The organism is Lentimicrobium sp. S6 (genome assembly GCF_013166635.1).
GTDB lineage: Bacteria > Bacteroidota > Bacteroidia > Bacteroidales > UBA12170 > UBA12170.
Genome location: NZ_JABKBZ010000018.1, coordinates 16707 through 33050, shown reverse-complemented (window position 1 = coordinate 33050; position 16344 = coordinate 16707). Strand labels below are relative to the sequence as shown.

General features: G+C 32.9%; 9 protein-coding genes. 6 read left to right on the top strand and 3 right to left on the bottom strand.

Annotated features, from left to right (window positions below):
- Positions 1-3: 3 nt before the first annotated feature.
- From HNS40_RS08265 to HNS40_RS08240, 6 genes are read left to right on the top strand one after another with little or no spacing between them, the layout of a single operon-like run.
- Positions 4-5292 carry a rhamnan synthesis F family protein gene (locus HNS40_RS08265; protein WP_172279597.1) on the top strand — a complete coding sequence of 1763 codons (5289 nt, stop codon included), beginning with the start codon at positions 4-6 and terminating at the stop codon, positions 5290-5292.
- A gap of 54 nt (positions 5293-5346) precedes the next feature.
- A complete protein-coding gene (locus tag HNS40_RS08260) occupies positions 5347-6396 on the top strand; it encodes a hypothetical protein (protein ID WP_172279595.1) in 1050 nt (349 codons plus the stop codon).
- A gap of 3 nt (positions 6397-6399) precedes the next feature.
- Positions 6400-7848, top strand: a complete 1449-nt coding sequence (locus HNS40_RS08255) for an MBOAT family protein (RefSeq protein WP_172279593.1) — start codon at positions 6400-6402, stop codon at positions 7846-7848.
- Positions 7849-7851: 3 nt separating this feature from the next.
- Positions 7852-10098 carry a hypothetical protein gene (locus HNS40_RS08250; protein ID WP_172279591.1) on the top strand — a complete coding sequence of 749 codons (2247 nt, stop codon included), beginning with the start codon at positions 7852-7854 and terminating at the stop codon, positions 10096-10098.
- Between the two features lie 5 nt (positions 10099-10103).
- Positions 10104-11816 (top strand): hypothetical protein, encoded by a 1713-nt coding sequence (locus HNS40_RS08245; RefSeq protein ID WP_172279589.1) that lies wholly within the window; start codon positions 10104-10106, stop codon positions 11814-11816.
- Positions 11817-11834: 18 nt separating this feature from the next.
- A complete protein-coding gene (locus tag HNS40_RS08240) occupies positions 11835-12788 on the top strand; it encodes a glycosyltransferase family 2 protein (protein WP_172279587.1) in 954 nt (317 codons plus the stop codon).
- Between the two features lie 13 nt (positions 12789-12801).
- Here the strand turns inward: HNS40_RS08240 and HNS40_RS08235 are convergent, their stop codons facing one another.
- The 3 genes from HNS40_RS08235 to gmd form a co-directional block, all read right to left on the bottom strand.
- Positions 12802-13566, bottom strand: coding sequence for a bifunctional 2-polyprenyl-6-hydroxyphenol methylase/3-demethylubiquinol 3-O-methyltransferase UbiG (locus HNS40_RS08235; RefSeq protein WP_172279585.1), 765 nt, complete (start codon positions 13564-13566; stop codon positions 12802-12804).
- Positions 13567-13653: 87 nt separating this feature from the next.
- On the bottom strand, positions 13654-15246 hold the full coding sequence (locus HNS40_RS08230; RefSeq protein ID WP_172279583.1) for a glycosyltransferase: 1593 nt from the start codon (positions 15244-15246) through the stop codon (positions 13654-13656).
- A 6-nt stretch (positions 15247-15252) separates the two neighbouring features.
- Positions 15253-16272 (bottom strand): GDP-mannose 4,6-dehydratase, encoded by a 1020-nt coding sequence (gene gmd / locus HNS40_RS08225; RefSeq protein WP_172279581.1) that lies wholly within the window; start codon positions 16270-16272, stop codon positions 15253-15255.
- Between the last annotated feature and the right edge of the window lie 72 nt (positions 16273-16344).

Sequence of the window (16344 nt, the reverse complement as noted above, 5' to 3'; positions counted from 1 at the left end):
TAAATGGAAGAGCAAGACTTTATTCCTTATAAAACAACTAATGATTGGCAAAAAGGAAATGTTCTGGTATTTGCTCCACATCCCGATGATGAAGTATTCGGCTGTGGAGGTGCTATTCTAAAACATTTGGCCCAAGGAGATCAGGTAGAAGTGATTATTATTACCGATGGTGCTTCACCGGTGATTGAGAGTCAGAAGTCAAGTCTGTATAAATCCATTAGGCAGCAAGAATCTATAAATGCAGCGTGTGTTTTAGGATATGGAGAGCCTATCTTTCTAGATTATCCAGATAGAGGATTCCTTTTTAATGAAAGTAGTATTTTACATATTTTACAATTACTAGAAACTCATCATCCAGCTATAATATATCTCCCTTCTTCTTCAGAAATACACCCTGACCATATTTCTGTTTTTCAGGTTCTTGTTGAATCAGTAAAAAGGTGTTCTCATCAAATAGAGTTGTATTTTTATGAAATTGGGCAAATGCAGAAAGCCAATAGACTTCTCGATATATCAGGTTTTTATGCTCAATTAAACCAAGCCATGGACTGTTTCAAAAGTCAACTTGAAGCTCAGGATTATAAATATCATATAAATGCACTTCATGCCTATAGAACTTATACTTTGGGGAAAAATATAAAATATGCCGAAGCTTATTTTTATTTGCCATCAACAGATTTGTTTTCTGGAAGTGAAGTTTGGCAAAAAACAAACCAAAAAAAGGGTCCAATTAATATTGATTCAAATCTACCAAATGATAATAATCCATTGATTTCTATTGTTGTTCGAACAATGAACAGGAGAGATTTAGCTCAAGCCTTAAAGTCTATAAGTGAACAAAGCTATTCAAATATTGAAGTTCTAGTGATAGATGCATTGGGGAAGAATTCAATTGTTTTAGGGGATTCTTGTGGGAATTTTCCATTGAGAGTAATTTCTGAGAACAGACCATTATCGAGGCCACAAGCTGCAAATGTTGGTTTAAAACATGTAAACGGCACCTATTTCTGTTTCCTTGATGAAGATGATCTGTTGTATAGCTTTCATTGTGGGGCTTTAATTAATGTTTTACAAGGAAGCAATTCTGTTGCTGCATATTCTAATATAGAAAGAGTAGATGCTAATCATGATGTCTTAAATGTTTACAATGATGACTTCGATTTTATAAAGCTTTTATGGGGGAATTATATTCCATTAAACGCAATAATGTTTAGCAATTCTGTTCTCAAAGAATGTGAGTTTGATGAGGATTTTGAATTATATGAGGATTGGGATTTTATAATACAAGTATCAATGTTGGGTTCTATTATTCATATGAATAAACTTACAGGAAAATATATTGATACCAATTCATCTGGAGTAAGGAGTAATGCGAAAAAAATTCATGAGATGGATATTTCTCTAAAGAATAAATGGAAAAACAAGATATCTCCAGAAATGTACTTTGAATTCTTGAACTATGGTTCGCAACTGCTTAAGGATGATAATATCAGGTTTAAGAAGAAAAATGAAAAGTTGAACCTCTCAATCAATAAATATTTAAAGCAAATAGAAATATTAGAAAGTAAGAATCAGGATAATCGTGCCATAATAAACAGTACAGAGGAAAGTGTAGTTGAGTTGGAGCGAGTAATTCAAGATAAAGAGAGTCAGGTTCAAAACCTTCACAGTGAAAAATTAAACTTAGAAATAAATGCCAAAATGATTAAAAACTCTATATCGTGGAGAATAACAAAGGTATTTAGGTTGCCAATATTTGAGGCTATAACAAATATTATTCTTAAATATCGTTTTGATAAACTGCTCAAAAACACTGAGCTTTTCGATGCAAATTATTATCTTTCAAATAATGAGGATGTGGAGGTGTCTGGAGTTTCCCCAATCAAACATTTTCTTTTTCATGGAGGCATAGAGGGAAGAAATCCCTCTGAAATATTTAATAGTAAACTCTATTTAGAGCAAAATCCTGATGTTAAGGAGGCTGGAATAAATCCCTTGTATCATTATTTATTGTTTGGCAAAAAAGAAACTCGAAAATGTGTGAATATTGATGTTGAGGGAAATGAGCCGACCAACACAGAATACCAAAGAATATTAGAACGACAAACAGATACTCCAAATGTAATCACAGAGATGTCTGATAATGATACACTGAAGCTTATAAAAGAAAGTGATTTATTCAATGCCGAATATTATATTCATAAGAATAAAGATGTAAAAGAAGCAGGCATTGAGCCACATGAACACTATTTATATTGGGGATATAAGGAAAAAAGAAACCCAAGCAAAGACTTTGATAATCAGTTTTATTTAGAAACAAATCCTGATGTAGTAAGTTTCGGAATAAATCCATTATTACATTATTTGAAATATGGTATTAATGAGAATCGCTTACCCAAAGCGATAAAGGTAGATGAAAATCATAGTTTGAGCCTTGCAGATATTAACAATGTAGAAATAGATGATGATTCTTGGACAGAACAGAAAGTTGCAATAGTATGTCATTTATACTATTTTGATTTGGCCGATGAAATAATAGAGTATCTTAAAAATATACCCATTTCTTTTGATATTTTTATTAGTACAAGAGCAAATTATATTGAAAAAGTGAATGTATTGTTTAGTTCAAAATTTAAAGGAAGCCAGGTATTAGTTAAATCATTCTCCAATAAAGGGCGAGATATATTTCCTTTTGTGAGTTATTATAAAAGTCATTTACAAAACTATGATTTGGTATGTAAAATACACTCTAAGAAAAGTCCACACAACTTACATTTAGAGGGGTGGCGAAAATACCTTCTAGAGCAATTGATTGGCGGAAAAGCTCCCATTAAGAAAATTTTACATTCATTTAAAAGTGATAAAAAACTTGGTGTCGTTTGGCCAATTGAATACCCTTATCTATCAGTTGTTTATAAAGATAATGATTGGATTAATGATGATGCATCTGCGAAGTTTTACCAATCCCACAGTAAATTACCTAAAATTCGATCAACTAGAAGTGATTTCAATTTTGAATTTCCAACAGGATCAATGTTTTGGTTTCGCCCCCAATCCTTTAAGGAACTACTCCAGTTAAATATTCAGATGGAAGATTTTGAAGAGGAGAAAAATCAGTTGGACTACACCTTGGCACATTATTTAGAAAGACTTTGGCCACAGTTTGTGAAAGATAGTTCATTCAGTATTCAGAAATCTTATTTTAGCGATAAAATGAGAATTGACCAATCTGAACATCGTAAAAAACTTCCCACAGGCCCAAGCATTTTATTCATAACTCACGATTTGTTTCAAGCTGGAGCTCAACAGATTTTATTGAATATTTTAAATTGGTTGTATCATAATACCAGTATTAAAATGAGTGTTGTGGCCTTAAAACTTGGAGATGATGGTGGAAAGTTAAAGTTTGCTATTGAAAGTGTAGCTGACCTTTATATGTGGGATCAATTAGAAAACGAATATGGAGAGGAGGCCATACATCAGCTCGAGAATAAGGTAGGAACGGTTGATTTAATATATGGAAACACCATAGTTTCTACTCAGATATATTCTTTCCTTTCAGCTTTTAATGCTCCATTTATCACTCATATACACGAGCTCGAAAAATCAATACAAAAGTACACACTCGACAAAACACGTGAAGTCTGGAAAAACAAAACTAATTTACATATTGCTTGTTCAGAACCTGTAGAAATAAACCTTCAAGAAAATCATAATATAAAACCTACGGATATTTTATGCATACATGAATTTATTAAGCCTCATTATATAGTAGAACCAAACAAGTTGGACCGAAGGGAAATGCTTGCTTTGCCAGAACATAAAACCATTATTTGGGCTTGTGGAACTATTAACTGGAGGAAAGGCACCGATGTTTTTATTAAAGTAGCTCATGAATTAAAAAAGAGAGGGGTTGAGAATTTTGAGTTTAATTGGATTGGTGATAATTATTGGCATATTGAGCATGCAGACTGGGGAGACTGGACCGAGTGGGAAGAGTATATCAAGAAGTATAAGTTAGAAAAGCTGATTAACATTATTCCATCACGAAATAATCCATCTGAATATTTTGCCGCTGGAGATTTATTTTTCTTACCTTCTAGAGAGGATCCGTTTCCATTAGTGTGTTTAGAGGCAGCTGAGTGTGGCTTGCCAATAGTTTGTTTTGAAAAAGCTGGTGGCATTCCTACCTTAGTTGGCGATGATGCTGGTTTTTCCGTTCCTTTTCTTGATGTGGAGAAAGCTGCTGATGTTATTTCTAAATTGATTTCTGATGAAAAGCTAAAGCAAAAACTTGGTGCCAAAGCCCGAGAGAAGGTGTTCTCATCATATACTACTGATATTGCTGTTCCTCAAATATTGAAGGCTTGCCATAAGGAAATGAAAACACAACCATTGGTGAGTGTTGTGGTTCCTGTTTTTAATCATGGTGATTTTGTGGTAGAAAGGATTGAGAGTATTTTAAATCAAACATTTAAGGATTTTGAGATAATTATACTTGATGATTGTTCCACTGACAATAGTTTATCATTAATTAGAAAGTATGAAACGAATTCCAGTATTCGAATTATTACTAATGAAGTAAATACTGGTTCCCCTTTTAAGCAATGGGGAAAAGGTGTGGAACAAGCACAAGGGAAATATATATGGATTGCCGAAGGAGATGATGTGGCAACCCCCGAATTTATTGAGAGTCTATTGGTAGCTTTTAGCAATCCTAATGTACGGATGGCTTATAGTGCTTCTCATCAAGTTGATCAAATTGGCGAAGTGGAAAAGGAACATTATATCAATATTGGTCATTACAGTAACCTTGGGTTTCCCAAAGAGAGGTGGCAAAAAGAATATTATGAGGAGGGTAAAAATGAAATAGAATCTGCTCTTGCCATTAGAAATACCATTCCAAATGTTAGTGCAGTTATTTTTGAAGCACAAGCTATTAAATCTGTTGATTTTGAAAAAGCAGCTGAGTTTAAAAATGGTGGAGACTGGTATTCATACCTATCCATATTAAAAACAGGGGAAATATATTATCATCCTGCTCACCTCAACTATCATCGTGTTCATTCCACATCAGTTGTAGTTACAAATAAGATTTTAGCGAAAAATACACTTCCCGATTATTATAAAATCCATTTAAAGGTGGTTCAGGAAAACAAACTTTCGCCAAAGGTTATAGATTTAATGATTAATAGTGTAACTTGTGATCTTAGAAATATATGGCCAGATTTAAATGACAAGGAATTTGCAGAGCTATATGATAGCAAGATGATTTTACAAAACAGGATATAATAACCAGACAATAATTAGTTTTTTAAAAACAATCAATCATCAAACAAATTGATCATGTTTAAAAAGAGGATAAAGATTTACTTACATATTGGACAACCTAAAACAGGGAGTAGTGCCATTCAAAGTTTTTTAAACACCAATAGAAAACACTTATTTAATAAGCATTCCATTTTGTATCCAAATCTTAACTCTAATGACTATTCAAATGGAAATCAGCATAATCATGCACCCTATTTTATGAATACCTTTGTTAAGCATGCTGATAAAGAGTGCATTGAGCTTTTTAGCGACATAAAAAGGTATTGTCAGAAAAATAGGATAAAAAAGATTGTGATAAGTAACGAGGGTTTCTTTTGGCACTGGTGGTCTGGTTTAATGAAAGATATAATCGAGAAATTGGGTTTTGATCTGAGCATTATATTATACCTAAGACGACAAGATAAATATTTAGAATCTGCCTGGAAGCAATGGGGTCATAAGCTTCCTGAGTGCAATAATATTCAAGATTATTATGAAACCCTTAACCTAGACTGGTTAGATAATTTGAATATGTGGCTAGATAAATTTGAACCTTCTGAATTTCAGGTTTTTCCCTATGAAAAATCAACAATTGGAGAAGATGTTGTTGAGCATTTTCTAGGTGTTTTAGGTGTTAAGAGGGATACGGAATTTCAGAATCCTCCGTTTTCCAATGAGAATTTCAATATTGGCTTCGATAGAGATACCATAGAGTTATTGAGACTTAGTAAGGAATTGGTTAAAGATCAGCACGATCATAGCTACCTCGATCTCATGCATGATATAATAAACGAAAAACAGCGAAAAAATAATACAAGTACTAAGGGTTTTCTATCTCCTTTAGAAAGCATTGCTATAATCAATAAATATACCCAGTCGAATAATAGAATTGCAGAATTGTTTTTAGATAATAGCAACACATTGTTTAACGATTCTTTACCCTCGGAAACAGATGCTTGGGAACCATATTCAGGTTTAAATTTAGAACTAGTAATTCCTTTGTTGATGGAAAAACTAAAACTACAATCTGATGAAATTAAGAAATTGAAGCGGGAATTAATATCTATAAAGAGTGCAAAAAACTAAATTATGATATTTAATTCACTCACCTTTGCCTTGTTTTTGCCTATTGTTTTTGTGCTGTATTGGTTTGTTTTCAATAAAAACCTCAAAGTACAAAACCTTTTACTAGTTGTGGCAAGCTATGTGTTTTATGGTTGGTGGGATTGGCGTTTTTTATCATTGATTTTTATCAGCTCAATTTCAGACTATACCATAGGATATTTTTTAGCAAAACAAAAAGGGAAGCTAGGTAGGAAACTATTACTATGGCTTAGTTTAGCCATCAACTTGGGTTTTCTGGGCTTTTTTAAATACTATAATTTCTTTTCAGAATCACTTATTGAGGCGTTTAGATACGTGGGAATTCATCTACATGAATCGAGTTTGAATATTATTTTACCTGTTGGAATTAGCTTCTATACTTTTCAAACTCTGAGTTATACCATAGATATATATAGAAAGAATATAGAACCCACTACACAGATAATTTCATTTTTTGCTTTTGTCAGCTTTTTTCCACAATTGGTAGCGGGACCTATAGAACGGGCTTCAAAACTTTTACCTCAATTTCAGAATGCGAGAGTTTTTAATGTTGTAAAAGCCAAAGATGGCCTTAGACAAATATTAGCAGGATTAATTAAGAAGGTGGTGATTGCCGATACCTTAGCCATCCAAGTTGACTTAATTTTTGGTGGAGATTTAGCTGCAACACCTGGGCTTGTTTTGATATTTGGAGCTATTTTATTCGTATTTCAAATTTATGGTGATTTTTCTGGATATACAGATATTGCAATAGGTACAGCAAGACTTTTTGGCTTCGATTTGATGAGGAATTTCGCCTATCCCTTTTTCTCCAGAAATATAAATGAGTTTTGGCAGCGTTGGCATATTTCACTTTCTACTTGGTTTCGCGATTATGTATTTATTCCATTGGGTGGGAGCTATTGTTCTAAATCTAAGCAAGTAAGAAATATAATAATCACATTTACCATCAGTGGTTTTTGGCATGGAGCAAATTGGACTTTTGTGATTTGGGGATTTCTTAATGGATTGTATTATTTGCCCTTGTTATTATCATCTAAAAAGAGAAAATACACTAATATTGTGGCATATGATAGAAAACTTCCAAGCCTAAAAGAGACCCTGCAAATTTTAATAACATTTGCTTTGTTTACCTTCTCGATGGTGTTCTTTAGGTCGGCAAGTTTATCTGAAGCTTTCAGCTATTTAAAATTATCGGTGTTGAATATTGGAGTTAGACCAGAGCTTATTTTTAACTGGGTTTTGTCACCCTCATTCGTGTTTGTTATATTGTTGATTATAGTTGAATGGGTTCAAAGAAGAAAACAATATTTCCTTCAAATTGAAAACCTTCCATTCTTTATGAGGTGGACAGTTTATCTTTTAGCGATAGCAAGTCTTGTGTATCTAGGTCAGTTTTCTAGTTCTCAACAGTTTATTTACTTTCAATTCTAGCCTATGCCTGATTTTAAAACTTTTTATATCAGTTTGGCTAAAGTAGTACTCGTTCTTTTTATCGTCACGGCGCCAATTCTATATTTCAATATCATTGTTGATCCTTATGGAGTCTTTTTTGGTAATTACAGAAATTCGAAATTGGAACCAAATAAACGATACATGAAGATGAAACACGTATTAAATAGTCCTGATAGGTATCATTCTTTTATCTTTGGATCATCACGTGTTAATGCTTTGAACCCAGCAAGAATTAATAATTCCAAATATTACAATATGACCTATAGTGCAGGAATTCCAAAAGCTCATTATCAGGATATATGTAATTTAATATCGCATGGTGTTAAGATTGAGAATTTATTGATATCGCTAGATTTTGAAGGCATACTCTATGGTGTTGAAGCTAGTGAAAATGATTTATTGAGAAAGAAACCGCCTTCAACCTTCATAGAAAAAATCAAATTTTTCCAGTCCTATATTTTTTATCTGCCATCCTGGAACTATATTAACCTTTTTTATACCAAGGGCAGTCCATTAATAGATAGGTCTTTAGTATTTGAAAATGGAATTACTTATAATAGTTTTTTCGAAAGCCTTAGCAATAAAGGCAAGTTAGCACATAATTCTAGTTCACGATTTTTAAAACCTTCGGGTGCTAGGAAATTTCCAAGCCGTTTAAATATCACAATAAAGGAAATTGAAAACATTGTGAATCTTGCAAAAGAACATGAAATTAACATCCAATTTTTTATCAATCCAGTTCATGCCACTACAATTCTAAACCTAGATTTGGAAAGATATTATCGAGGATTGGAGATGTTGTCGGAGCTTACTGATTTCTACGATTTCAGTGACTTGAACTCCATTACAACTAATAACCTCAATTACTTTGAAACTTCACATTTTACTCAAGGAGTAGGTGATTTAGTTATTGCTAGGATATTTAATCAGTACCATCCTCAATTACCGAATGATTTTGGGAGGAAAGTAAGTAAATTAAATATTATCGATCATATTGAGCATCATAAAGCACAAGTGAAAAGATATTTTCATAAAATAGAAGTTGAGGATTATATTTCACCTATATATGAGAAATCAGATTATTTAAACTCGAAAGATAGCGTTTTTTGGAGTGTCGATGCTTTAAATGGAATAGGTAATGCTCATGTTCAAAAACCATTTGTTCATTCCATTCCTTTGCTTCAAATAGCTGGCAGAGCAATTGTTAAAGATTTTTCAAATAAACCCAAGAAGGTATTTATTAAAATTAATGAACAGTACTTTGAAGCATGTAAGGTGAAAGAATGCGATTCTTTAGGTTTGATTTGGAAAGCTGAAATAAAAACAAATCTTTTACAAAGGGGTATACAGAATATTGAACTAGCCCTATTGATTGATAACAAGTTTGTTTTTGGGGAGGGTAGCGAAGAAATTTATGTTATGCCAAATCAAGTGAGTGTTAATAATTTAGAAATGACTAGTGGGGGTGAGTCAGCAGAGTTTGTGGTAGATAATATTGGTGGACAAAATGGGAATTATATACTTCCGCATCACAAAGAAAACTTTTTGGAGATAAATGGTTGGGTGAAAAATGAAACAGGTCAAAACCCTATGAATAATGTATTTGTGAGTATTGCAGATAAAGAATATCCAATACAGTTTGTCAATCCAAGAAAAGATGTTGTTGATAGGTATGAAGATAATAGTTTGATGATGTCAGGTTGGTCGGTAAAAATACCAATACACTTTGATAGGGGCTGTTATGATATTGATTTTAAGGTGGTGAATAAAGACAAGAAAAGCTTTTGGGTTCCGGAAAACAAATACACTGTAAGGTTTATTGAGGCGCATTCTAAGGAATTATTAGCCGACCTTATTGAATCTCCTATGAAGACCAGATATGTAATTGATAATATAAACAGAGCTAATAATTTTGAGGAGGCCGTTGAAATCAAAGGAGAAAGCATTGAGATTCGAGGTTGGGCTGTGGATGATCTGCACAACTCATCAGCTTTGGGTATGGTCATAAGAATTGGGGAGAAATATTTTCCTAGTGATTATGGACTACCACGGGCAGATGTGGCTAAAGCTTTTACCAATCAGGAGTTTGAGTTTAGTGGATGGAATGTTATTATTCCTACAAAAGAATTGGAGGAGGGGGAGTATGAATTATCGGTGTATATTCTTTCTAAAGATGAAACCACATATTACAAGGATGATACAAATTATAAAATAAAAATAGAGAAATGAAAGCGATGAAACAATTAATCTCCAGTTTGAAGATGAAGTATAAACAGAGAGATGCTTTTTTTCTAATGGCTCTGTTTTTATCCTCAATTGCCATTATAGTATACTATTATTTAGTGTTTCATTATACTACTAATATACCATTTTTCGACGAGTACTATTGTTCTTTAGCATGGATTGAGAAATTTGATAACCAAAGCTTTTTACAAAAAATTAAATTGCTTTTTAGTCAAGCAAATGAACATAGAATATTCTCCTATTTCTTCTCCATAGCCTTGCAATTTTTAATTAACGGAGAACTAGACTACAGGCAGCTGGCTATTATAGGGAATCTGGGAATGTTTGGACTATTATATGTGTTGTATAGAATCAACAAAATGTATAATGGTGATCTGTTCTTATTTCTTCCTATTATATTCTTATTATTTATTCCTATACACGAAATATCAGATTGGTCAATGTTAACCATAAGTGGAATAAATCAATATTTATTTGCTATATCATCCTTATACTTGTTGTCTAAGCCAAAGGCTACACATTTTATGGGTTCTATTTTCTTTGCTATGCTAGCTACGTTTTCTTTCGGAAGTGGAATGTTTGTGTTTTTTGCTGGATTTGTTGTGTTAGGGTTTGCTAAAGATAAATCATATAAAAAGCTATTAATTTGGGCGCTGTTCATGATTTTATCTTTGATATTCTATTTTTCCAATTATAACTTTATTGCTGGCACAGGTTCAAAATTGGCATTTCTCAATCACCCGTTTCAAACTCTACAGTATTTCTTGGCTTTTTTCGCTAGAATTAGCATCCCCATTATTCCATATCATTTGCGGTTTTTACCATTAATTGGAGCCGTAGTTATATCAATTTCTGCACTAATGTTTTGGAAGAAATGGAAAGTGATGGATAAATATTCTGTCGCTTTTGCATTTTTGTTTTTTATAGCATTATCAGCTATGGCAGCTGCAATTTCACGTTCCGGAGGAGGGTTTTATGGGGCAACTGCACCAAGGTATGCATTACGTTCGGTAATGTTTATCATCGTTTTATATTTAATTATTATTGGTGATTTAAAGAGGCCTAAGAAGTTTGTAATCATTTTCCTTCTAGGAATAAGTAGTGCTTTTTATTTCTTGAGATTACAACATCATATGATTGCTCTTGATATACATAAGACCAAGCAGGTTAATGGTTTAATAAGTTACTATAAAGATCCTTCAAACACTATTTTACAATCTCCAAATAATGAATTTGCATCAGAACTTATCAGTAATGCTATTAAAAATGGATATTATCATCCACCAAAAATGGAAGAACTTCAATTTGTAACAGGGGAGATTGAATTGTTTGGTTTTGATTCTGCAAGCTCTAATGTGGTAATGGTATTTGATCGATATGAGGATTCAGAGCAGCATTTGCAGATAGATGGATGGGCATTTTCGAGTGATTCCAATGTGAAGAAAGCCCAAATAGGAATTGCTTTTATTGGCCATGAAAATCAGAAATACTTTAAAACAAATCTTGTCCTTAGAAAAGGGGTTGTTGGGCATTTTAGAAACACCTATTCTCATGTAAGTGAAAAATGTGGATTTGATTTTTCCTATTTCAAATTTTTGTCGCAATTAAAACCCGGAGATTACAAGATTGCCATAGTTCTGTATAATGATGATGGTAATATATTGGAGGTTAAAGAAACAGAACGTAGTGTGGTAATTAAATAACTGAGAAAACTTAATATCATGATATCAACACCTGAGATAAATATAATAATTCCATTGTATAATGAGGAGGATAGCTTTAAAAAACTCATTAAAAGAATAGATGATTTGATAGAAAATAGCGAGTTTCGAATAGAAGTTATTCTTGTAGATGATGGAAGTAGAGATGCTACCACAAGAATGATGGAGGAGCTTTCATTTAAAAACTCCACATATCAATCGATATTTTTATCTAGAAACTTTGGCCATCAAATGGCATTAACTGCAGGTTTAGAATCTGTAAATGCAACAAAGGGGGTGATGATTATTGATGGTGATCTTCAAGATCCACCCGAAATGTTAGATGCTTTTTATGCAGAATATAAAAAAGGTAATGATGTGGTTTATGCTATTAGGGAAGAGAGAAAAGGTGCATTGTTGTTGAGGATAGCCTACCAATGGTTTTATAAAATTATGAAACGATTTGCCTACATTCATATTCCTCTGGATAGCGGCGATTTTTCATTTTTAAGTAGGCGAGTTGTAGACGAAATTAACAAGCTACCTGAAGAGGGTAGGTTTCTGCGAGGAATACGAGCTTGGGTTGGTTTTAAGCAAATTGGTATTCCATATCATAGGGAAGAACGGAAAAATGGAGATTCTAAGTATAGCTTGAAGAATTTGACCAGTTTAGCTATGAACGGAATATTTAATTTTAGTAAATATCCCATACGCTTTACTATGGTTTTAGGTACCTCGGCCTTTACTATTTCTATGATATATTTTATAATCACCTTGTTTAGGAAAATATTTATTGGGGATGTCCCGTCTGGATTTACAGCGCTATTATTTGTTATTATTCTCTTCGGAGGACTTCAGTTAATGGCCATTGGAGTCATTGGAGAATATATATTACGCATTTTCTTTCAGGTGAAAAATAGGCCTCATTATATTGTTCAGCAGAGAATTAAAAATAAAGAAGTAACAAGTGAATAGAAATCAAACTTTGTTATTCTTTGTCAATAACTGACATTAAAGATGCTCCAATTGGAAGATTTAGCGGAATAGCAGTTTCTAGTTTCATGATGAGTTTTGTTATACTATTAACTAATGGATGAGGAGGTTTGAATCCTTTGCTAATCACATTTTCTTCTTTCTGAAAAACCAGGTAGAGCTTTCTGACTAACAGAAGTGGTATAAGACTGAATCCCCAGTATTTATGATTTACAGAACTGCCATCTATTTGGTTGACTATGGCATTAATATCTTTCTTGTTATATCTTTTTAGGTGGCCAACAATTTTATCATACCTAGAATAGAGCCACTGATGTGCAGGAACATTAATGATTAATTTCCCTCCTTTTTTTAAATGGGCTAATGCACTTTCAATAAAGTATTTTTCATCTTCAATATGTTCTATCACATCAAAAAGAATGATGATATCGAATTTTTCTAATAAATCTTTATGCCTATCGTGAATGTCATAAGTATAAACAGTGCCTTTCAAATCTTCAATTATATGGTCAATGGCAAATTGATTTAAATCACAACCAGCAATACTTTGATGATAAGTATTCTCAAATTGTTTCATGACAATTCCATTGCCACAGCCGATTTCAAAAACTTGTGAATCGTTTTTTAGAAAAGGATGAATCAGTTGAGCGAAAATGCGAAATCTCCATTGAAGCCAAAAATGATCAATATCGGTTAATTCATACCAATCATCTGACATGGAAACCATTTTGTTTTTTGAAAGAATTCTTTTTCTTGGCATACCTTATATTTTGTTCACCAAATGTAGGAATAGATTAATGAAAGATTGATTTGCGAATAGGTTATTGTCAGCCAATAGCGTTAAAAATTAGTTATTGAACCGCGTATTCGCGTTCTCATAGACCTCTCTCATCAGCTTTTTGGCCATTTCATGACTGGGCTCTGCCCATTCCTTTACATTTTTGTATATCTCATAGTCATCTTTGGTGGGTATTAACTCAAAGGAAACAGGATGTGCCAAGTGATGATTCATATACTCAGCGTTTCCACCGTAATCTGTTGCTATTACTGGAATATTTAAATGCAATGCTTCCAAAATACCAAGCCCTAACCCTTCGCCTCTGTGAAGTGATATATAACAATCCATAGCATTTAGCAAGGTCATTATACCATTTTTAGTAAATGATTTATCTAGAATAAGAACCTTGTCTTCTAATTGGTATTGCTCAATCAGCTTGTTGAACTTTTCTAACCTTTCCTGATGTGTATTATTACTATTGGTTTTATATAGTATTAGAACATCATCTTCGTTCTTAAACTCCTCAAAAAATGCTCTTAAAGATGCCTCTGGGTTTTTCCTGTTATAGCCACTGGCATAGTCAAAATTAAAAAAGAAACAGAATTTGTTTTCCAAGCCATATCTTGATTTGATTATAGAAGCATTTTCTTCAATTTGCCATTTTATATAAAAAGGGTATTTTATTTTACGGACTTTAAATTTCCGATTCGGAACCTTGTTGAGCACTTCTTTAATAAAGTCACTAAATACTAGAATTTCATCAAATGTATTCAGGAGTGGAACTCGATCTTCAAAGCCTGTTTCAAACTCCCACCAAAAAGAGAGAATATTCTTTTTATTCTCAAATATCTCTGGACAGTTATCTAGTAATATTCTTATGATTCCTGCATCTAGAAGGAAGATATTGGTGTCGTATTTAAAAGGCTGATAAAATCGACTTATATATTTGGCCTCTTCTTCTGGTGATATCTTAGCATGTGAAGGTTCCGCATAATCCACTAATATAAAATTCTCTTTTGCTTCAAATAATGAATCAATATAAGCTCTAGCTGCTTCACTCAAACCAAATACTCCAGAAATATATCCAAAAATATTATATCCTTTCTCTGTGCTTTTGGTTTGGGAAAAGTATTTTAGCAAGGAAAAATATGTTTGCTGATAGCTTCCTCCACCAGACTCAAATTCAAAATCGTCAAGCTTTTTGGCCATATCCTGTCTTAATTTGAGGGGGATGTCTTGTATGGCTTTTTGACTGCGATACTCGTAATCAGATATTTCTTCATGCATTAAATCTGCAATATTTTGCTCATATAAGACTTGCTTAGATTTTGGCTCAATAATTTGAATATTTTTAGCTCCAGCAGGAACATCAAAAATGCTTAAAAAGCCAGTATCATAATTGCATTTGCCAAATATATCTTCAACATCTATTCGGACTTGATTCAGTCGGATTTTACCAGAAAGTTTCTCATCATAGAATAATTCAAGGAAAGGTTTACTGGGACATACTCCATTATGAAACCATCCATTTATTAAAATTCTATCATGGGTTGTGTGCCGATATTTTGTTCTAATAACTCGATCTAAATGATAATTGTAGGGATTTCCTTTATTTGGCTTTAGAGCAAGAATTTTCTTATTGAAAAACGTTATTATGGACATGCTCGTCTATTTACTTTCTTTATCGATATCGGCTTTTAACATTATTTCTACCAGTTTTTGATACTTGACTACAGGCTCCCAACCCAATTCTTTTTTTGCCTTAGAATAATCTCCAACTAGATTGTATATTTCAGCAGGTCTATAAAATTCAGGGTTTACCTTTACAAGTATTTTCCCTGTGTTAGCATCCTTTCCCACTTCGTTTTCACCTTCTCCTTGCCAAACTATTTTTCTACCTAAGAGTTCAAAACACCTAATTATCCATTCTCTAACAGAATGGTTTTCTCCTGTAGCCAATACATAATTTTCGGGTTTTTCTGTTTGCAGCATTAGCCACATAGCTTCCACGTATTCTTTGGCATAACCCCAGTCTCTTTTTACATCAAGGTTACCAATTTCAAAATAGTCTTGTTTCCCCAAATGAATACGAGCAACAGCATTGGTGATTTTTCTTGTCACAAACTCTAAGCCTCTTAAAGGAGATTCATGATTGAATAATATTCCCGCCACAGCAAAAATATCATATGATTCTCGGTAGTTTATAGTGGCATAATGGCCATATTGTTTTGATACTCCATATGGGCTTCGGGGGAAAAATGGAGTGTTTTCATTTTGTGGAGATTCTTTTGCATTCCCAAATAATTCAGAAGTTGATGCTTGATAGAATTTTATATCAGTATTGATAATTCTAATAGCTTCTAAAATATTTGTAACACCTATTCCAGTAACATTTCCTGTTAAAATAGGGTTTTTAAAAGAATGCGCAACAAAACTTTGAGCTGCTAAATTATATACCTCATCTGGTTGTTCTTCTTGAATAACTCTTACTAAATTGCTAGTATCTTGTAAGTCGGTCTCAACTAGTTTAATATCGTTTGTAATGTTTAATTTATCGAGTCGAGAAAAATTAATATTACTCAGCCTTCTATATCCACCAGCTACATCATATCCCTTTTCTAATAGAAATTGGGCTAAATATGCACCATCTTGACCTGTAACTCCAGTTATAAATGCTTTTTTCTTCATGTAATTACTTGTGGGTTGTTTTTGCTATTTTGATAATCAAAGATAGCTTTTTATCTCACTATTGATAATAAA